At 61.8% G+C, this 18,016-nt stretch carries 16 protein-coding genes; 3 read left to right on the top strand and 13 right to left on the bottom strand.

Annotated elements, in window-relative coordinates; genetic code table 11:
* Window positions 1–36 precede the first annotated feature (36 nt).
* From ABD815_RS14215 to ABD815_RS14155, 13 genes are all read right to left on the bottom strand, one after another.
* Window positions 37–1,305, bottom strand: coding sequence for a hypothetical protein (locus ABD815_RS14215; RefSeq protein ID WP_344848157.1), 1,269 nt, complete (start codon window positions 1,303–1,305; stop codon window positions 37–39).
* Window positions 1,302–2,681: a hypothetical protein gene (locus tag ABD815_RS14210; RefSeq protein WP_344848155.1), complete on the bottom strand. Its 1,380-nt coding sequence runs from the start codon at window positions 2,679–2,681 to the stop codon at window positions 1,302–1,304. The genes ABD815_RS14215 and ABD815_RS14210 overlap by 4 nt, the downstream gene beginning before the upstream one ends.
* Window positions 2,678–3,682, bottom strand: coding sequence for a hypothetical protein (locus ABD815_RS14205; protein WP_344848152.1), 1,005 nt, complete (start codon window positions 3,680–3,682; stop codon window positions 2,678–2,680). Before ABD815_RS14205 ends, ABD815_RS14210 begins: the two co-directional genes overlap by 4 nt.
* Entirely contained in the window at window positions 3,679–4,944 is a 1,266-nt protein-coding gene (locus tag ABD815_RS14200; protein ID WP_344848149.1) for a hypothetical protein, read from the bottom strand. Before ABD815_RS14200 ends, ABD815_RS14205 begins: the two co-directional genes overlap by 4 nt.
* A 12-nt stretch (window positions 4,945–4,956) precedes the next feature.
* Window positions 4,957–6,042 (bottom strand): hypothetical protein, encoded by a 1,086-nt coding sequence (locus tag ABD815_RS14195; RefSeq protein WP_344848146.1) that lies wholly within the window; start codon window positions 6,040–6,042, stop codon window positions 4,957–4,959.
* 27 nt (window positions 6,043–6,069) lie between these two features.
* A complete protein-coding gene (locus ABD815_RS14190; protein ID WP_344848143.1) occupies window positions 6,070–8,223 on the bottom strand; it encodes a hypothetical protein in 2,154 nt (717 codons plus the stop codon).
* Window positions 8,220–9,590 (bottom strand): S8 family peptidase, encoded by a 1,371-nt coding sequence (locus ABD815_RS14185; RefSeq protein WP_344848140.1) that lies wholly within the window; start codon window positions 9,588–9,590, stop codon window positions 8,220–8,222. Before ABD815_RS14185 ends, ABD815_RS14190 begins: the two co-directional genes overlap by 4 nt.
* Window positions 9,587–10,546 (bottom strand): hypothetical protein, encoded by a 960-nt coding sequence (locus tag ABD815_RS14180; protein WP_344848137.1) that lies wholly within the window; start codon window positions 10,544–10,546, stop codon window positions 9,587–9,589. The genes ABD815_RS14185 and ABD815_RS14180 overlap by 4 nt, the downstream gene beginning before the upstream one ends.
* Before the next feature lie 3 nt (window positions 10,547–10,549).
* Entirely contained in the window at window positions 10,550–10,840 is a 291-nt protein-coding gene (locus ABD815_RS14175) for a hypothetical protein (protein WP_344848134.1), read from the bottom strand.
* Window positions 10,840–12,048 (bottom strand): hypothetical protein, encoded by a 1,209-nt coding sequence (locus ABD815_RS14170; RefSeq protein WP_344848131.1) that lies wholly within the window; start codon window positions 12,046–12,048, stop codon window positions 10,840–10,842. The genes ABD815_RS14175 and ABD815_RS14170 overlap by 1 nt, the downstream gene beginning before the upstream one ends.
* Window positions 12,049–12,051: 3 nt before the next feature.
* A complete protein-coding gene (locus ABD815_RS14165; protein ID WP_344848129.1) occupies window positions 12,052–14,016 on the bottom strand; it encodes a hypothetical protein in 1,965 nt (654 codons plus the stop codon).
* Window positions 14,013–14,279, bottom strand: coding sequence for a hypothetical protein (locus tag ABD815_RS14160; RefSeq protein ID WP_344848126.1), 267 nt, complete (start codon window positions 14,277–14,279; stop codon window positions 14,013–14,015). The genes ABD815_RS14165 and ABD815_RS14160 overlap by 4 nt, the downstream gene beginning before the upstream one ends.
* A 254-nt stretch (window positions 14,280–14,533) precedes the next feature.
* Window positions 14,534–14,713: a hypothetical protein gene (locus ABD815_RS14155; protein ID WP_344848124.1), complete on the bottom strand. Its 180-nt coding sequence runs from the start codon at window positions 14,711–14,713 to the stop codon at window positions 14,534–14,536.
* 99 nt (window positions 14,714–14,812) lie between these two features.
* On the opposite strand from ABD815_RS14155, the gene ABD815_RS14150 reads away from it, so the two are divergent.
* The 3 genes from ABD815_RS14150 to ABD815_RS14140 are packed head-to-tail and all read left to right on the top strand — an operon-like array spanning window position 14,813 to window position 17,989.
* Entirely contained in the window at window positions 14,813–16,066 is a 1,254-nt protein-coding gene (locus ABD815_RS14150; RefSeq protein WP_344848121.1) for an efflux RND transporter periplasmic adaptor subunit, read from the top strand.
* A 1-nt stretch (window position 16,067) separates the two neighbouring features.
* Complete coding sequence (locus tag ABD815_RS14145; RefSeq protein WP_344848118.1) at window positions 16,068–16,784, top strand: ABC transporter ATP-binding protein; 717 nt, start codon at window positions 16,068–16,070, stop codon at window positions 16,782–16,784.
* Window positions 16,781–17,989 (top strand): ABC transporter permease, encoded by a 1,209-nt coding sequence (locus ABD815_RS14140; RefSeq protein WP_344848115.1) that lies wholly within the window; start codon window positions 16,781–16,783, stop codon window positions 17,987–17,989. The genes ABD815_RS14145 and ABD815_RS14140 overlap by 4 nt, the downstream gene beginning before the upstream one ends.
* Window positions 17,990–18,016: the final 27 nt, after the last annotated feature.

Below are 18,016 nucleotides of genomic sequence, written 5' to 3'. Positions count from 1 at the left end.
ATCGGACGCTCTGCCCGACATTTGATGCGTCACGGGTCAGCTTTGTGCAGCGCCACCACCCGGCGCGCCCGTGATCGGTTTGTTGGCGCCCGGATTGGGCGTGTTTTGTTGGATTTGCGCGATGACGGCGGTGTCGGCGAACCGCTCGAGCGGGAAGTAATCGGACTTGAAACTCAGATCGACTTCGCCGGTCAGATCGGCGGAGACATCGATCTCGGACTCCGATGATTTCTTGGACGAGGACACGTAGGACACCGTTGTCTTCATCGATGCTTTGACGGGGGACAGGAACCAGCCGTAGGAGGCCTTTTGTTCGTGTTGCGTGTCGAATTTGGAGGCGTGCTCCGAGCGGCTTGTGTCCGTGGTGTCGATACGGAACCCCATGGCCGCCTTGATCCGTCCGCGTGTCACCACGATCCGGTTCATGCCCATGAGAACCATGGTCGCGAGGGTTTGTTGGCGGCTCTGCGCGATTTTCCGGCGCGCGGCCGGCACGAGGATTGCTTCGATCTGGTCGCTGTCTTGTCCGACATCTTCGGCAACGTTGAGGTCCTGTCGGTAGTTCGGCTGCGCCGCCTCGTCGGCGGTGTCGGTGGGCACGAGGCGTGGCTGGCCTTGGCTCGTGTCGAGGCGAATGACCTGCGGATAGGCCCCGGCGAGGTAGTCGCGGGCGTTATTGTCGGTGATGTTGTCGGCCATGAATTCGTCGACCGTCTTGGCGACGTTCGACAGCAGCTCTGCATAGGCTTCCATTTGCTGGATAGAGCTGTCGACGATGGCCTGAAACGTTCCCTTGATCAGATCTGCGACGAAAGTAGGGAACGCTATAGCATTCAACGTGTCTTCGGTAATACGGGCGACAGAGGAGGCCGCGACGGGGTTGAATTCGCCGTCCTCGCCGGGCTGGAAACCTTCGGCCAATGTGCGGGCCTGAACGCCCTGTGCACGTGAGGGGGCGGTATTGGGGGGCTGGGGCGCACTTTGTTGGCTCATCTCCCCTTCGATCACACGGCTTTCGCGGATCACCGGTTTTTGGCCGATCTTTTCGGATTGCGTCCAATCGTCGTGGATGAGCGTTGCCGTATAGGTTGAAATCTTCTCCAGGTCGTCCTTGAGTTTCGACTGGGTTTCGCCGGGCAATTGGTAGAACGATGGCGCGCTTTCAAGGATCGCTTTGACCTGTCCGGCGGCCAGAGCGGCCACGGCAGGCGGTGTGTGCATCTCGCTGCCTTGTGCTTCGCCAAACGGGCCGGGGAGAGGCGTGTCGCCGGTCGGGTCGGGGGAATAGTTTACCTTCGCGGTCATGAACCTGCTCCTGAAATTGCGCTACCTACGGCCGAGCCGATGACATCTGTCACGGCCCCTGTGGCCGCGCTACCGGCACTGCTCGCCGCGTCGATCAGCCCGTCTGCGATGCTGGGCGCGGGGGCATCGGCATGGGCACGCGCGCGGTCGGAGACGGTTTGTGCCGCCGTTGGACCGCCGGTCTGGCGAGCCGTCATTCCGGCGGCGGCGTTCACAGGGTGATTGCCTTCGGGATTGGGGGTGTTCTGGCGGATACGCTCGATACTCTCGGCGCGAGCAAGCCGGTTGAGGGGCAGATAATCGCTCTCGAACGTCAGATCGACCTCACCGGTCAGGTCGGCCTGAACGTTGATCGCGCTGTCGCTGTCGGATTGTTGGGAGGACACATAGGCCACCGAGGTGCGCGCGGAGAAGGCGACATAGAACATGCCTTGGACGGAGTTCTGGTGCGCGAAGTCGAATGTCGATGCTTCTTCGGCGTGGGCGCGGTCGGAGGCGTCTATGTGAAATCCCATGGTTGCGCGAATGCGCCCGTGGCGAATGACAATGCGCTGGAGGCCGAGCATCACCATGGAGGAGAGCATTTGCAGGCGTGACTGTGCGAGTTTGCGTCGCGCAGCCGGGACCAGACGTTCCTCGATCATCTCCTCGTCGAGGTCGCTGACAGGATCAGGCAGGCCGAGTTGTGCCTGCATGCCCGCCAAGGTTTCTGTCGACGGGTCTTCGCCGCCCTCCGTGAGGGCCATGCGGGGCGCGTCGCCGGAGGTATCGACCTGCATCAGACCCGGATAGGCCTGCACGAGGTAGTCCCGCGCCTGATTGTCGGAAACATTGTCGCGCATGAACTCGTCCAGTGTTTTAGACACATTGGCGAGCAGCTCCTGAAAGGCCTGCATCTGTTTGATGGTCGCGCCGATGATGGCGTCAAAGGTTCCATTAATCAGGTCAGCCACGAAGGTAGGGAATGCGATAGCCCTCAAAGTCGATTGGGTGATGTCGGCTACCTGGCTCGTGGCGGAGGTGCGCAGGTCCGCGCGGGCCGCCTGCGTGGTGGCAAGCGCCTGTTGGTGCGCAGGGGCTTTTGGGGCGTTGGCGGGCCGATAGGTCTTTTCCTGTTTGATCAGGGGGGTTTGGCCGAGCCTTTTCGACTGGGACCAGTCATCGCGCACCAGTTCGGCGGCATAGGCACCGATACGGGTGAGTTGGTCGCGCATCTGTTTCCGTTCGCTTTGCGGGAGGGCATAGAAACTGGGTGTCTGGCCCAAAAGCGCGTCGATCTGGCTCGCCACGAGGGAGACAGTTTCGCGGCGCGGCGCAATGCCGTCCGCAGCAGGGGCGGCATTGTAGGGTGCGGGGAGGATGTCGGGCGCACTCATGGGGCATACCCCGCAGCACTCGGCGCGCCGGACGCGCCGTAATAGGGGGATTGGAGGGCCCCGTGGCCACTACCGTAGGGGGCCTGTGCGTAGCCCGATTGGGTGGGCTGAGCCTGTTGCGACAGGCCAGAGGCGTCGAGCCAGAGCGCCGCCCAGTCACCGACCTGGGGTTGCGCCGCGATACGTGCGGAAATCGTGGCGCTGTCGCCGGAATGCAGAGCGGGTGCAGCCTCGGCGAGCCACGCCATGATCCGCATGCCTGTCTGCGCGCGTGTCACATGGCCCGACAGGTTTGGCAGATCCTGACCTAATACGCCGCGCACAACGTCCCATGCCGTGCGACCCATAAAGAGGCGCGCCAGACCGGGTGCATTCAGGGTGTCGACGGCCAGCTGAAGCTGGGTGGTAAGCCGTTCGGCGACGATGAGGGTGTTGCCTTGAAGTTTTGGCGCAAGAACGCCGGATAACGCGCTGAAAGACATGGATAGTATCGCAGTGGTTCCAGATGAAGACGATTGATATGGTGGCCCGATTGCGGCCTGTACGAAGGCTTGGCAAAGGCGGGCGAAGTTTGGTTCAAACGCGTGGTTGACGATCCCCTCGCCAAGGTTGGCGTCAGGGTAGCCGACGCCGAAAACGCGGGCGAAAATCTGGTTGCGCAGCGTGCGGTCGACCCATTCGCGGCGCATGGCGGCGGCAAACTCTTCCAGTCGCCGTGCGGCGTCGACGTCGTCGAGATTGAGCGTGAAACGCGCGCCGGCCAGTTCCTCTGCGACGGCGAGCAGGTATGTGCCCTCGATTTCGGCGTTGAAGTACAGGGATGCCAGCGTGCGCAAAGCGTTCGTGTCAATGCGCGCGCCGAGGCCACCATGATAGTCGGGCAGATCAATGATAAACGGGCTGCCATTGGAAAACGCGGCCCCCAACCCCGCATGCGGGCGGGCGCGATCCAAGAGGGATCGTGCCAGCGCGAGCGAGGAAGAGAGCGGCGCGTCGGTCATGCGCCACCCATTCCGGGGAGCGGCGGCAATGGCGGTGGTGTCATGGCCTGAGTTTGTTGGGCCTGTTGCGGGGTGGGCTGTTGGGCGGTCTGGGTGATGACCGTTTCATTGGTGCCCAACATGTCGAGCATCTTTTCAAGCGGGAAGTAGTCGGACTTAAACCGCAGGTCGACATTGCCGGTGAGTTTGGCTTTGAGGTTGGTTTTGCTCTCGCTCTCATCGGTCTGGTTGGTGTCGACATTCGTCGTCACGTTGAGGCGGGCACGGTCGGTGGTTTTGGATTTTGTGAAGATCCAGAATCCTTCGCGCGACTTGGTTTTATGGCGCCGGTTGTAGTCCTGTTCGAAGGATGTATTGACCTCGTTGTTGCGGCGCAGGACGTCTTTGGTATCGATATCGAAGACCACGGAGGCCTGGATTTTGCCATCGGTGACAACGATCCGGTTGATCCCCATCAGAACCATCGTGGCCAGTAGTTTCTGACGATCCATCGCCATGCTTTTACGCATTGCGGGCACGACTTCCTGTTTGATCGTTTCCGGCTCTGACGCATCCAGATCGAAGGGTAGGCCAAGACTTTGCAGGAACCCGCCCATCTGGTCGGGATTGGCGTCCTGTCGGGGGGCAACATGGGCCTCGTCGCCGGAAAAATCCTGCTCAAAGAGGTCGGGTTGGGCGGAGACGAGATTGTCCATCGCCTGCGCCTCGGACACGTTGTCCTGCATGTATTGGTCGACCGATTTCGACACATTGGCCACCATCGCCGCGTAGGCTTCCATCTGTTGGATGGAGGTCTGGACGATGGCGTTGAAAACGCCCTCGATGAGGCCTGCGACAAAGTCGGGGAAATTTACGGCCGAAACGAGGGACGCCATTTGGTCGCCCGCAGCATTCGCGGCGGCGGGGTTATAGTCCTGGCCTGCGTTGCTAAAGTCTCGTTGTTGCGTGTCCGGAGCAGTCGGTTCGTTCGGGAGGGGCGCGAATTGGCGCGCGGGGGCCGACATCTGTTGGGCGGCGGGGTTGTTGATGATGGCCGCAAAGGGCGTGCCGGCGGTTTCCCCGCCCGCGTCGGTGATGTAGCGGGCGCATTTGACGGTGTCGCGTGCGACCTGTTGTTGGGTCGCCAATGGAAGCGCGTTGAAGGACGGCGATCGCGTCAGGACGCGTTGCACATTGGCGCGCACGAGGTCGAGTGTTGCATCATTGGGACCAGCCTTGGCGGCGGGGTCGCGGTGGTGCGGCGAAGGGGCGGCATGGTTCATAGCGCGGCCCCCTCAGTGGACGTGGGGCTGTTGGCCCCAGCTTTGCGATGTTGCAGGCGGTGTCGGTGCGGGGTTGCCATCGGCGGCGCGCAGGTTGCCGGCGTCATCCATTGAGACAGGGCGCAGGTAGAGCGCCAATCGCGCCGGCATGGATGGTTTCACGCGCACAGAAAGAACCGTCACCGAACCGGGGCCGTAGTAGCCGTCCGGCGTCATCGCAGTCATCCACCGGTCCAGCGCGGCGAGGTTTTGGGGTCGCTCTGTCATCGGTAGGCGCATGAGGGGCAGGAGTTGTTCGGGGACATCGGGCAGCGCGTCGATATTGACGTCGAGGCGCATTTCGGGGCCCTGTTGCGAATTGAGCAGGGTCAGTGTCGCCACATTTGCGGGGAGCGAAAACCGCGCCCCGAGCACAAAGGCCAGAAGGGTCATGAACCCGCCATGCCTATTGCCCATGCCCAAGGCCTCCATCAGCGGGCGAAAAGCGTCGAGCGAGGTTTCCGTGGGAATGTCGAAGGAAATCTGCTGCCCGCCGGACATGCGCGATGTGCGCACGGTGGTCGCAAAGGGCGACAGGGAGGGCATGTGGTCGAGTACGGTTCGGGCCAGTGTCATCACTTGTGCAGGCAGGACGTCCCAAACCGAGGGACCCCATTCGTAATGCGCCGCAACCTCGCGCAACCCTTCATTGTCCAGACCGAGCGAGTAGCGCGCGCCCAGACCCGCCGAGACCCCGAAGCGTGATCGCACGCCTTCGGTGCGTCCGTCATACCAGCGCAGCGGCTCGGCGCCGAAGTGCGAATAGATCAGGCTGCGCGCCGTGCCATCGGTAATCTCGCGTTGATCGGCGGGGGAGAACCCGTGCCCCGATGGCTGCACCTGAAACGACAGGGCGCGGCCATCGTTTTCGGCAAATGTTGGTTCGAACGAACGTCCCGTGCTCGGATCGCGGGTGCGTTGATCCAGCGTCCAGTCCAGCGATTGGTCGAGCGCGCGGCTCACGGTGCCGTCGGTCGTCGGATCGGCGGTCATCATGCGCCGCGCGGCGCTATGCAGGAGCGTCTTTGCCGCATCGGCGGCTCTGGGATAACGGTTCATTTTGTCCACTCCCTTTTCAGGCCGCGATCAATTCATGGTGCGCAGGAGCGCCATGACTTGATCGGGGTCGGTGGTGCCGGAATTGGCCATTTGTTGAAGCTGCGCGACAGCGTCCATATTCACGCCGGGCACGGATCCCCCCATGCCGCCGCCCATCCCGCCGATGTCGGGCAGGCTCGGAACGGCTGTGGCCGCTTCGGGTTCGGAGAACTCGGAGAGTTGCGCATCGCCGAGGCCCGTGACGGCGCGGAAATGTTGGCTCGCAACCATGAGTTCATGGGTGGCCTGCATGGACAAATCACCCTCGCCATCCTGTCCGATCGAGAACAGCGGTTTGCCCAAGGGACTGCCGGACCAGACGGTGTGGTTGTCGGCAATGATGCGCATGATGTTTTGGGTTTCGACGGCGAGGGTGCGGTGCAACACAGTGTTGACCGTGATCCCGAATTCACGCTGTGAGACCCGTTCCACAACCTGCCACGGCGTGGTGACGCCAAAGGCGGTTTTGACAGCAGGAAGATTGAGCACCTTCATCACGGCCTTGATGTGGTCGGACAGACGTTCGGCGGTGAATGCCGTTCCCGCCCAACCGCGCAAGGACGCATTGGCGGCAAAGTCGCGGATCGCCTTGCGAACGAACTCGCCGCTGGTGACCTGAAAACGGACCCCGCGTGCGGCATTGTCGAAATGGGTGATGATGTTCTGCTCGCGCTCGAACTCGGCCACAGCAGACACCACACGCATCAGGAGCATGTTGAACTCCGCGTTGGGTTGTTGGTCGAACGCGATCTGTCCCCCCGGTGCGCCGAGCACACGCGCCTGCACAGAGCGGCGTGCAGATTCGTCGAGGAAATCATCGCGGTTCCACGCCAGATCATCTATCGCGCGCACATTGCTTTCGGAGGCCGCGATGGGCAGCAGTCCGGCGGTGAAGAGGTCGACGATCCGCATGCACGCCTTGATCATGAACTCGAGTTGATGGGAGACGTAGATGGTGGAAACCGCGCGGATGTTGTCCGGCTCGATCTCGTCGTTGTATCCGTTGGGATCGTGCAACGGCGGGAGTTCGACGTTGGCCACACCTTCGTTGGAGCCGCCGCCAGAGGCCACGGAAACATGCGTGTCATAGGCCGCAGCGGCCAGTGAGCCCATGTGTTCCACATCGCCGCCATGGTCATCATACCGGTCGATCATTTTGCGCGATGTCGATGCGAGGGATTGGAGGAAGAGTTTATCCCGCCTTCCGCCTTTTTCACGTAGCGCGGTTTCGGTTTTGAAGAACACCGCGATTTTTTGGGTATTGGCCTTGTCGGGGGCGAACATATTGACCCCGTGACCGTCGATTTCCACCGAATTGGTTTCGACGGCACTGCCGGAAAGTTCGGCAACCGCCTTTTGCACTTTCTGGAAAAAACGCCCATCGCGGGGATCGTAATGCCCGTCGAGGAGCAAAAGACCCGCGGTCGCGCTCGACCAGACCATCGCTTCGAGGTTGTCGTCGGGTTCTCCGTCGGGGACAGGTTCATGTCCGAGCAGGGCGACCGATTGGATCACCGCATCGAGGAAAATTTTCTGGTTTTCGATATTGCGCAGGGACGCGGGCAATCCGGCCAGATTGAATTTGAAGCGGGTAAGGATGGCCTCCCGCAGATTGGTTGGGTCCAGCATAACAGGATCCTCCTTTTCGCTATGGTTTGGGGTTGTTTCGGGCTCACGCCCGGGTTGGTTTTCGCCCGTCGTTCCCGCAATCGCGGATGCCAGGGCGTGGTCGTAAATCTTGCGTTGGTGCTCGTCTGCGAGACCTGCTTCGCTCATCCAGATCGCGCGGGCGCGGTGGACGGTGGAGGAATGCGCGGAGATATTGTTGGAAATCCATTTGCGCTGTTCTTCCTGCAATGAGGTGCCGGTTTGCTTTTGGACGCGGGTGCGCAGCATGCCGCGCGCCACAAGGGCCGCCACGGATTCACAGGCTTGTTCGCGGTCGCCCTCTTCAGTTGAGGCGGTGATACTGGCGAGTTCGCTTTCGAGGTCTGTCTGTGCGACCTGACCCTCGGCCAATCCACCAGCGCGCCACAGGGCGTCGCGCTCACTCTTGGTGGCGAGGCGATGGAGCAAAAACCGCGCGAGTAGTTTGAGTTCGGCGCGATGCGCATCCTCGTCTAGAAAGGTTGGCGTTGTCATGGACGGGCCTCCTGTGCGTCGTCGAATGTCATTGTGTCGAGGTGGGCGAGCGCGGCAGGCACGTCGAGCATGCCCCATCCGGTCGCGGTGTCGGGATCGCCCATGCGGCGGGCCGATAGGCAGAGCGCCTCGCGCGCCTCGCCAGTTGTGAGATGGTGCCCGCGCCGTTCTGCACGTGCCGCGAGCAGGGCGACCGCTGCGGAGACAAACGGTGCGGCGTGGGATGTGCCGGTGGAGTGGCGATACCCCGTCAGTCCTGCCGACAGGATGTCTTCGCCGGGCGCGCAGAGCGCGATATGGGCCCCCATGGTCGAAAATTCGGAATGCGCCCCGTTCAGGCCGACAGAGCCCACGGCGATACACCCGGGTAGGGCGGCGGGGTAATAGTCTTCCTCAGCGCCGGAGTTTCCGATCGCGGCCACGGGGATCACACCGCGCGCGTTTGCGTAGTCGATGACGTCTGAATGGGGCGGAGGGGCGTGTTCATCCACTTCGGAGCGGGCTGTGCCAAAGGACATGTTGAGGACGCGGGCGCCCATGTCGACGGCGACTTTGATGGCCGCGTCGATGTCGGAAAGCCCGCCGACGCCAAAGACCGGCCCGTCGCCGGATTTCGCCGCCGCCAGAGCGCGCACAGGGATCAGGGGTGAGTGTCCCGCCAGCCCATGGGGCATCGACAGACCACGCGCGCCGATGATGCCGGCGACATGTGTGCCATGCCCGGTCTCGTCACGCGCACAGAAATCGCGCCCCATACTGTCGCCGACGAGAGAGACATCGCCGGACACCCGCCCGATGCCGAGGTCCACCGTGTCATAGCCGACCCGCAGGCGACCGGCGAATTCGGCATGGTCGAGCGCGACGCCGGTATCAATCACCGCCACAGGGATGGTGCGTGAACCGGGTTCGATGGCCAGAGCCTGCGGCGCGCCGATCAAGGCGAAAGCGTCGCGCAGGGAATGGGGGCGTGCCTTGGACATCGACGAAGCGGCGCGCAACGGCGCCGCAGCGAGCGGTTCTACAAGCGCCCAGTCAACCGCGCCGAGGTCCTGCAACTCACGTACCAGATTATGCGTCGCATCGGTATCGGCGATCTCGATTGAAAGCACGCGATCCAGCCCGAGGGTCATTTCGACATTATCATAGCAGGTGTGGCGCGCCCCGACGTGCGACAGGCTATCGTGGGCATGAAAACATCTCCGGCACCGCACCGCAGAGGTATGGGCCGCAATGACGCGATCGATGCGGCCCGACCCGTCGACAGAGATCGCGGGCCTTTTGATCCCGTCGAGGACATCCAGATGGGCCGGTGCCCGGGTTTCATGCCCGTCGGCCAGTTTCAGCAGGATATGGCCCTCACGGATCATTGTCCGTCCTCCCGGTGGATGTCGTATTCGGTGATCGTGCCATCGGGCAGCTCAACAGCGAGGGTTCCGGCCCGAACATCCTCGGGAATGCCAAATGCGACGGCGCTTTGTGTGGCCGACAAAGTGGGCAGGGTGCGCCCGTCGAGACGCGCAACGGGCGTGCGACCGGCCTCGATCAGGTTCGCGCCGTTGAGACGGATGTCCTTTGCGCCCTTGGCGAGTTTCAGGCGCGACTTTGCGTTGGGGGTCTGGGGCGGGGTTTTGAGGCGATCGCGTAACCGGTCCGTTAGGTTCTGGGGCGCGAGGCCGGACGTGTCGGGCGCTATGGGCCTCGGCTCGCGCGGCGGAGCGGGTGTCAGGGTGGGTGTCGGGGCGGGCATCGGAGAGGTGTCCACCCATGGCGATGCACCTGTTGGCGGTTGGATAGGGGGCCGTGTCGGTGCGGGCGCCGCACCGCCAATGTCGGGCGAGATTTCGTCGAGACGGGGGCGTGCGAGGTTCAAAGCACTGCGCAATTTGGCGATGTCCACGCCGGTGTGGCGCGACATGGTATCTTCGCCTGCAGAGCGCTGGAAATTCTTCAACTGGGCCGCATTGCGCACCCCGATCTTGGCGAGCCGGCGTGAATCCTCGCGTTCGAGGCCGAGTTCGTCCAAGCCCGGCGCCTGCGCCATTTCCATCGAAATGGTGTTCTCTTCGATCATGGGCCGCGTGATGGTTGTAAAACCGATGGTCACTGTGCTGGCTCCTTCCTCGTTTGGCGCGGCGGGGCGGAATGTCACCCGACCGTTGGCGTCCATTTCGACAAAGACCTTCAGATCGACGTTGAAATCCTTCAGCGCGAATGTGAGCGGACGGTTGACGGCCTTGAGCCGGAGCGCGTCCTGGGTCTGGTCGAGCTGGGCGGTGATCGCCTCGAGAAACTCCTCGATTGGATAGCCATTTGTCGGCGGCATGGATTACTCCGCGCCGGTGTCCGGCAGGCTGTCAGGTTGCGGTTGATCCGCCCCGTCGGGGGCGGCGGCGATGGTTTCAACGCGCAGGGATGCGCGATGGGTGACAGGTTCAAACCCGCTGTGGAAAATCGAAAACGGCGGTGTGGCCGTGAAAACCGGACCTGTGGGCCCATGTTCCATGCGCACGATCAGGGGTAGGTCGATATGGGCCTCCTGCACCGTCAATCCGTCATGGCCGGGGGTGACCCCGTCGATGAGCGCGGTGAGCGTTTGGGAGAGGGATGTCCGGGTCATCATGTGCCTCCTGAACCAACGGTGTCACCGGGGCCCGGTGGCGGTAGCGCGCCTGTACCGCCTGTGCCGCCTTGGGCGTTCTGGCCATTCTGCGTGCCCGCGGCGGCTGGTTCGCGACGTGGCTCGGGAACTTTGGAGTGTTGATTGATGAGCTGGATCGCCGCGGAATCGGCGAACCGTTCGAGCGGGAAATAGTCCGACCGGAACCGGACGCGGACTTCGCCGGTCAGGCTGGCGTCGATGTTTATGCCCGACTGGGCGTTGATATTTGTGGTGTTGACCAGAATGCCCGATGCGCCGAAACCGTTTTGACCCAGTTGACCTGCCATCGTCCAACTGGTGGGTTTTTCGGTGTTGAAGGTCAGGGACGAGCTTTCGTTGGCATCCACGTGAAAGATCAGTTTGGCGTTGATTTCACCATCCGACACGACGATCCGGTTGATCCCCATCATCACCATCGTCGCCAGAGATTGGTGGCGCATTTCGGCGAGCGTTTTGCGGGTCTGCGGGATCACTACCTCTTCGACCGCGCGCTGGTCGATATCCGCGGGGCTGTCAAAGCCAAGGTCGCGCAGGAAGGAGGGCAGGGAGCCTGCGCCTACCGCCTCGGTGGAGACCGCCATTTGGGGGCGCCCGCTCGAGATGTCCTTTTGGAAAATATCACCGTAATTCGTCGTCAGGTGATCCTTCGCCATATCCTCGGAGATGTTGTCGTCCATAAAGGTGTCGACGGTCTTGGCGGTCTCGGCGAGGAGGTTGGAGTAGGCTTCCATCTGCTGGATGGAGCTGTCGACGATCGCTTGAAATGTGCCTTGGATCAGGGAGGCGGCAAAGTCGGGAAATCCGATTGCGCCGAGCGTTTCTTTGGCTGCGGAGGCCGCGTTGCGGAAGGTGGAGGAGCCGCTATCGGCCGGTGTCGCCTGATCGGCGGGCGAGCCGGGTTGTTGGGTCGTCTGTCCGGGTTGGGTGCCGTATCCGCCCTGTGTGCCGCCCGTATTGCCCAAATCGCCGCGCAACCCGTCGAGGTCATTGGGGCCGAAGGGGTGGGTAGAGGGCGCATTGCGGTTTGGCGCGTCGCCGATATAGCCAAACACCTTTGACATTGTCGCGGTCAGTTCGCGTTGTTTCTCCGGCGGCAGTGATCGATAGGCGGGGCTTTCGGAAAGGGCCGCATTCAACATTGACGGATCGAGCGGGCTTTGCGTCATTGCCTAGACCTCCCCATCGGCCAGCGCCGTATCGGTGCGCAGTTTCAAGAGGGCATCGCCCAAAGCACCGGGGGGCTGGGACGTGATCAGGAGGTCCTTTGCGGCTTCGCGGTCAGGTACGGCTACCGGGCTGTCGGGGCCAAGAGCGCGTAGATCCGCGATGAGGGCGAAATGGGTCGCTTCGTCGATGTTGTCCGAGGTTGGCAGGCCCTTGGCGCGTTGGTAGCCATCCAGGCTCGCATGTCCGAGTGCTTCCAAAGCTGCGGCGGTCTTTGCGGGTGCGTCAAACGGGTTGATCGCGTGTCGAACGGCGCGGCGGGTGCCTTCCACGCCGAGGTGGAGCGCGAGCATGAGAAGCATGGCGCGGCCTTGGGTATCTGTCAGCCCGAGCGCCTCACCGATAGGCGCGACGGGTTCCCACCGCCGTGTAATGATCTGCGCGCGCATCGCGGATTGGAAAGGGGGGTGCTGGCCGGCCTCGCGGAACCGCGACGCCCATGGGTCCTCCCAGATATCATGGCCCGCAATGGGTTGCACCCGCGCGGAACGTCCGCCGGGCACGTCGTGGCTCGCCGGACCAGCAGCGGTCGTCATCGTGATGAGCGCTTCACTCTCGGCCCCGAAAATCCGGTCGAAACTGGCGGGATCGGCTTCGCGCATGAGTGACAAAAGCTCACCCAATTCGCCGCTGTCCTGACTGGCCTGATGGGGCCCGAAGCGCAGTCCTTCATGCGCGGTGTGATAGTAGGGGTGATCGGTGCCAAAGCGGCCCCGGAATGCACCGTCGAGATTAAGCGCATCATAGCGGTTTCCTGCACCACGCTGGATGGCGAGTTCCACAAGCGCCTCTGCGCCGTCGCCCGATGCCGGTGCCTGGGAGGGCGGCGGAGCGGTCGGGGACGGCGCGGGCGTGGCGTGAGGCACAGTGTCAGGCACGGGGTCAGGCACAGTGTTAGGCACAGGGTCGAGGGGCGGGATCGGCGTTTCATCCGTTTCTTGTGCGGAAAACGACATCGCGCCAAAGCCATCGTCGTATGGGACAGTCGCGGAAGGTGCCGGTGATGCATCGAGATCGCGAAATCCGGACCCGTCGGTCTGGCTTTCGCCTGCGCCGTTGCCGTAGGCCGTGTCTTCATCGACGAAATCTGCAGCGGGGGCTGTTGGCATGCGCGCGGGTGTATCTGACGCCACTGGCGGGTGTGGCGGGTGTGGCGGGTGTGGCGGTTCCGGTAGCACCGGCTTTGGAGGGGTGTCTTCCACGGGTGCTTTGGCCGAATTCTGGATCGGCGCGGGCACAGGTTGTGATGTGATTGGAGCGGGGGAGGGCGCGGGCGCGGGATCACTAGGTGGGGTCGCGATCTGGCGCACAGGCGATGAGCGTCGCGAAATTGGTAAGCCACCGATCATGCGGGGCATCTCCACCGATTGCGCATCCTGCATCGGGCGAACGACGCGACCCGAACGCCCCAAAAGCCCCAATTGTTCGACCCTCACACCCAACACATGGCTGAGACTTGCCGCCGACAGGCTTTCAGACAGGATCACGGAAGGCGCGGTGTCGAGGTGATCAAGCGCGGTTGAATACACCGGATCGCGCCCTGTGTCGTCTGCGTACCCAATGGCCAGATAGAACAGCCGCGTTGGGCGGGGGTCGAGGGAAATGACATCGCGCAAAAAGGCGCGCGGCAGCATGTAGAACCCCGTTTCAATCTCAATCGCCTCGCCTTCGAAATCCTGCCGGGAGATGCGGAAATTCTTGGCCGTCCGCCGGTGTGCGGCAGTTGGGGCAAATAGGGCGGGGTCGGTTGCGATCACGACGTCGAAATATTGCGAAGCCGGCGCGGAGATTTGGAATGAAAGCGAGGGTTCGCGTTGATCGACCATGGCGCGCGAAGCATTCACCCTGATGGTGCGGTGGGCAGAAAGATGGGGCTGGGCGCTGGGGGCAGTCGTGTGCGGCGTGATCATTCTTTGGGTCTCCTGCGGCTGGTCTTGCCTTGGGTGGACGCGGGCGGCGGGTCCGAGCGCTCGATAAGCGTTTCGATATGTCTTGGCAGGTCGGTCAAATCGCGAAAGTCGATCCGATCGGGTTTCTGGCGGTCCATTTCGCGCTGGCGTGGATCCGGTATGCGTTCGATCCATCCCCGCCAAATCGTTGCCGCACCGTGGATTTCACGGTTCTCTGCGCGGTAGACCACGACGAAACGATGAGATGGGTTCAGTCCGCTCAAAGGGTTTGCACTCCCATGCATCGGGATGATTCCTCTGCATCTGACCATGCGCGCCACACCGCAAAGTCTCGGTGGCGTCACCGCAGGGTCACAGGGAGAATGACGTTAAACCAGTTACTTACCCGGCCCGTCACAGAGGTTTGTGATAGGAGCGTGTGAGGTGAGGACCTGTTGGGGCGTTTCTGTGAGGGGGCGGGCGGTTGCATGCGCCACTCGCGATTGTGCGCTAATTGGGTCGCGATCGCGCTACACCGCTAGGCGCCAGTCGTCCCATTCGCTTTGGCCAAGGTCGCGCGTGTGTCCGCATGGGTTTTCTTGAGCCGCTCGGTCGTCGTCCGCGTGTCCGCGTTCAGCATCCAAACCTCAACCTCGACGGGACTATCGCGCAGGTAGGTCACAGACGTCGGATTTGAATGGGCGATGGTCCCGTTCATGATCGAAATCCACCGTTGTTACCTTCGCTTGAGGTGTATCAATGCAGACACCTGACGTTTCGGTGTTTGTTGCCAACAGGCAGGTAGTGGAGCGTGATCATGGCTGACAAGCAACGCGAAATAGAAGCGACACTCGGCGTGGGCAAATCGCACCATCGGGTGCCGCGCTGGGTTTACTATGTTTTGGCGGCCTGCGTGATCGCGGGTGGGTATTACTGGTGGACCTCTGCTGGCGAAACCCGCCACGCGGTGACCTATGAAACCGCAGCCGTCAGCCGCGCCGATTTGCATGTGACCGTGACTGCCACGGGGACGATCGAACCAACCAACCTTGTCGAGATATCGTCGGAGTTGTCTGGCACCGTGACCGATGTGCTGGTCGATTTCAACGACACGGTGAGCGCGGGGCAGGTTCTCGCGCAGCTCGACACGACGCAACTCGAGGCGCAGCTGTCGGTGCAGGTCGCCTCGCATAGTGTTGCACAGGCACAGGTTGCCAATGCCGAGGCCAGTCTGGTCGAAGCGCAATTGAATTACGAAACCGTCAAACAGCTGGACGAGCGCGGTGTGACCACGCGATCCAACCTGACGGCGGCCGAGGCCGGTCTGGCGCGCGCAAAGGCAAATCTTTCGAGTGCCGAGGCCAACCTCGAATTGACCCAGGCACAGTTGGAAGCGCAACAGGCGGAACTGGCCAAGGCCTGCATCTGTTCGCCTATCAACGGGATGGTGCTGCGGCGCGATGTCGACAAAGGGCAGATCGTGGCCGCAACCCTTTCTGCGCCGGTGCTGTTTACCATCGCCGAAGACCTGTCGAACATGGAGCTGCAGGTAGACGTATCGGAGGCCGATATCGGCCGTATCAAGGCGGGCGATCTGGCGACGTTCAGCGTCGATGCCTATGACGACATGACCTTCCCTGCCGTCATTTCCATGGTTCGCTTTGCCTCTGAAACCATCGACGGGTTGGTCACCTACAAAGCGCTGCTGTCGACCGAAAACGAAGCCATGTTGTTGCGCCCCGGCATGACGGCGACGGCGGAAATAACAGTGGCAGAGTTCAATGATGTTTTAGTCGTGCCCAATGCCGCGCTGCGGTTCGCCCCGCCGCAGGTGGTTGAGGACGTCGAGGAAGACGCCGGCAGTGGCGGGCTATTGGGCCTATTGATTCCTGCCAGAACGGGTGAAGATGACAGGGAGTTGTCTTTGAAAACGGTCTGGGTCCTGCGCGATGGTATCGCCATCGAGGTGCCGGTCGAAAAGGGCGATACGGACGGGCAGAACACGCAAATACAGTCGGGTGAGATCGCGGAAGGTGATCTGGTCATCGTCGACATGATTGAGGGCAACTGACGTGGGCCAGCAAACGCCCCTGATCGAGTTTCGCGATGTGTCCAAAGTCTACGGACAGGGTGAGGCCGAGGTGCGCGCATTGGATAAGGCGAATTTTCAAATCGCGACGGGGGATTTCGTCGCGATCATGGGGCCGTCGGGGTCGGGAAAATCGACCGCTATGAACCTGATCGGGTGCCTCGATAGCCCCACGTCAGGAGAATACATTTTCAACGGTGTGCAGGTCTCCAGCCTTGATCGCGACCAACGTGCGCTGCTGCGCAGGAACTACCTCGGGTTTGTGTTTCAGGGATACAATCTGCTGGCGCGCACCTCGGCTCTCGACAATGTCGAACTGCCGATGATCTACAAAGGTGTGGATCGTGGAGAGCGGCGTCAGAGGGCGCTGGAAGCTTTGGCGAAGGTTGGACTGGCGGGGCGTGAGTATCATGACCCGTCCGAACTCTCCGGTGGTCAACAGCAAAGGGTTGCCATTGCACGGGCGCTGGTGGGCCATCCTGACCTCATTCTGGCAGATGAGCCGACCGGGAACCTCGACACCAGGATGTCACGTGAAATCATGGAGCTGCTCACTGCCCTGAATAAAGACGACGGCATCACCATCGTCATGGTGACCCATGAAGAGGACATGGCCGAATATGCGCATAGGTTGATCTGGATGGTCGATGGCAAGGTCGAAAGGGACGGCAAGCCTGCGGGCGGAGGGTCACGGCGATGATTTGGGAAACAGTCCGACTGGCCGTGCAGGCGATTTTTCGCAACACCATGCGCTCTGTTCTGACGGTTTTGGGTATCGTGATCGGTGTGGCCGCGGTGATCGCGATGGTGACAGTGGGGCAGGGATCGACCGATCAGGTAACGGCAGATGTCGAAAAGCTCGGCACCAATATCCTCATGGTGACGCCGGGCGGGCCCGACCGCTCCCCGGGGGCAGGGTCGATTGCCGAACCCTTCACGCTTCAGGATGTGGATGCGATTATCGACCAGATCAGTTCCGTCGAAACCGCGGCACCCTACGGGCAAACGGCAACGACGGCGATCTACGGCGCACAAAGTGCCAAGACCTCAGTTGTGGGGACAGACAACCGGTATCTTGAAGCCGTGGATTGGCCTGTTGTGATGGGGCGCGCGTTTTTGAGCAGCGAGGTGACCTCCGGCAAACCGGTCTGCATTCTGGGAGAAACCGTGCGTCAGAACCTGTTTGGGAACACTGATCCGATTGGCGAAACCATCCGGCTGAACGCGCTGTCTTGTGAAGTCGTGGGCCTGCTCGAGGCGAAGGGGGCATCGTCGTTTGGAACCGATCAGGACGATGTGATTGGCCTGCCGATGAAAACATTCCAGCGCCGTGTGAGCGGGAACAGCGATGTGGGAATGATTTTCGTTTCGGTGAGCGATGGTCTGTCGACCGAACGCGCCATGTCCCAAATCGAGGCGCTCATGCGCGAACGCCGGCGCATCAGCGAAGGCGAGGATGACGATTTTTCCATTATGGATATGAAGGAGATCGCCTCCATGCTGACAGGGATCACCAATGTGCTCACGGGCCTTTTGTCGGCGGTGGCCGCGGTCAGTCTTTTGGTCGGGGGCATCGGCATCATGAACATAATGCTGGTCTCGGTCACAGAGCGCACGCGGGAAATCGGCATACGCCTCGCGGTCGGTGCCCAAACCAGTCAGGTTTTGATGCAGTTTCTTGTCGAAGCCATTGTTTTGTCGATGATTGGCGGCTTGGTAGGGATCGTTCTGGGGCTGGTGCTTGCGGGATTGGCGTCCAACATGATGGCAATCCCCTTTGCGCCAAATTTCGTGGTTGTCGCTGGTGCTTTCGTGTTTTCAGCGGCGGTGGGCGTGATTTTCGGCTATTTTCCGGCGCGCCGCGCAGCAAAGCTCGACCCGATTGAGGCGTTGCGACATCAGTAGTCGTGCCTTGCCCAGCAAACGCGGCGG

The organism is Celeribacter arenosi, from assembly GCF_039539485.1.
GTDB lineage: Bacteria > Pseudomonadota > Alphaproteobacteria > Rhodobacterales > Rhodobacteraceae > Celeribacter > Celeribacter arenosi.
Note: the sequence above shows the minus strand (reverse complement) of the source record. Positions and strands in the feature narration are given on the sequence as shown.

Bases quoted from the DNA above. Each gene is read 5' to 3' on its own strand.
- ABD815_RS14215 (WP_344848157.1), bottom strand. From the start codon at position 1,305: ATGACCGCGAAGGTAAACTATTCCCCCGACCCGACCGGCGACACGCCT.
- ABD815_RS14210 (WP_344848155.1), bottom strand. From the start codon at position 2,681: ATGAGTGCGCCCGACATCCTCCCCGCACCCTACAATGCCGCCCCTGCT.
- ABD815_RS14205 (WP_344848152.1), bottom strand. From the start codon at position 3,682: ATGACCGACGCGCCGCTCTCTTCCTCGCTCGCGCTGGCACGATCCCTC.
- ABD815_RS14200 (WP_344848149.1), bottom strand. From the start codon at position 4,944: ATGAACCATGCCGCCCCTTCGCCGCACCACCGCGACCCCGCCGCCAAG.
- ABD815_RS14195 (WP_344848146.1), bottom strand. From the start codon at position 6,042: ATGAACCGTTATCCCAGAGCCGCCGATGCGGCAAAGACGCTCCTGCAT.
- ABD815_RS14190 (WP_344848143.1), bottom strand. From the start codon at position 8,223: ATGACAACGCCAACCTTTCTAGACGAGGATGCGCATCGCGCCGAACTC.
- ABD815_RS14185 (WP_344848140.1), bottom strand. From the start codon at position 9,590: ATGATCCGTGAGGGCCATATCCTGCTGAAACTGGCCGACGGGCATGAA.
- ABD815_RS14180 (WP_344848137.1), bottom strand. From the start codon at position 10,546: ATGCCGCCGACAAATGGCTATCCAATCGAGGAGTTTCTCGAGGCGATC.
- ABD815_RS14175 (WP_344848134.1), bottom strand. From the start codon at position 10,840: ATGACCCGGACATCCCTCTCCCAAACGCTCACCGCGCTCATCGACGGG.
- ABD815_RS14170 (WP_344848131.1), bottom strand. From the start codon at position 12,048: ATGACGCAAAGCCCGCTCGATCCGTCAATGTTGAATGCGGCCCTTTCC.
- ABD815_RS14165 (WP_344848129.1), bottom strand. From the start codon at position 14,016: ATGATCACGCCGCACACGACTGCCCCCAGCGCCCAGCCCCATCTTTCT.
- ABD815_RS14155 (WP_344848124.1), bottom strand. From the start codon at position 14,713: ATGAACGGGACCATCGCCCATTCAAATCCGACGTCTGTGACCTACCTG.
- ABD815_RS14150 (WP_344848121.1), top strand. From the start codon at position 14,813: ATGGCTGACAAGCAACGCGAAATAGAAGCGACACTCGGCGTGGGCAAA.
- ABD815_RS14140 (WP_344848115.1), top strand. From the start codon at position 16,781: ATGATTTGGGAAACAGTCCGACTGGCCGTGCAGGCGATTTTTCGCAAC.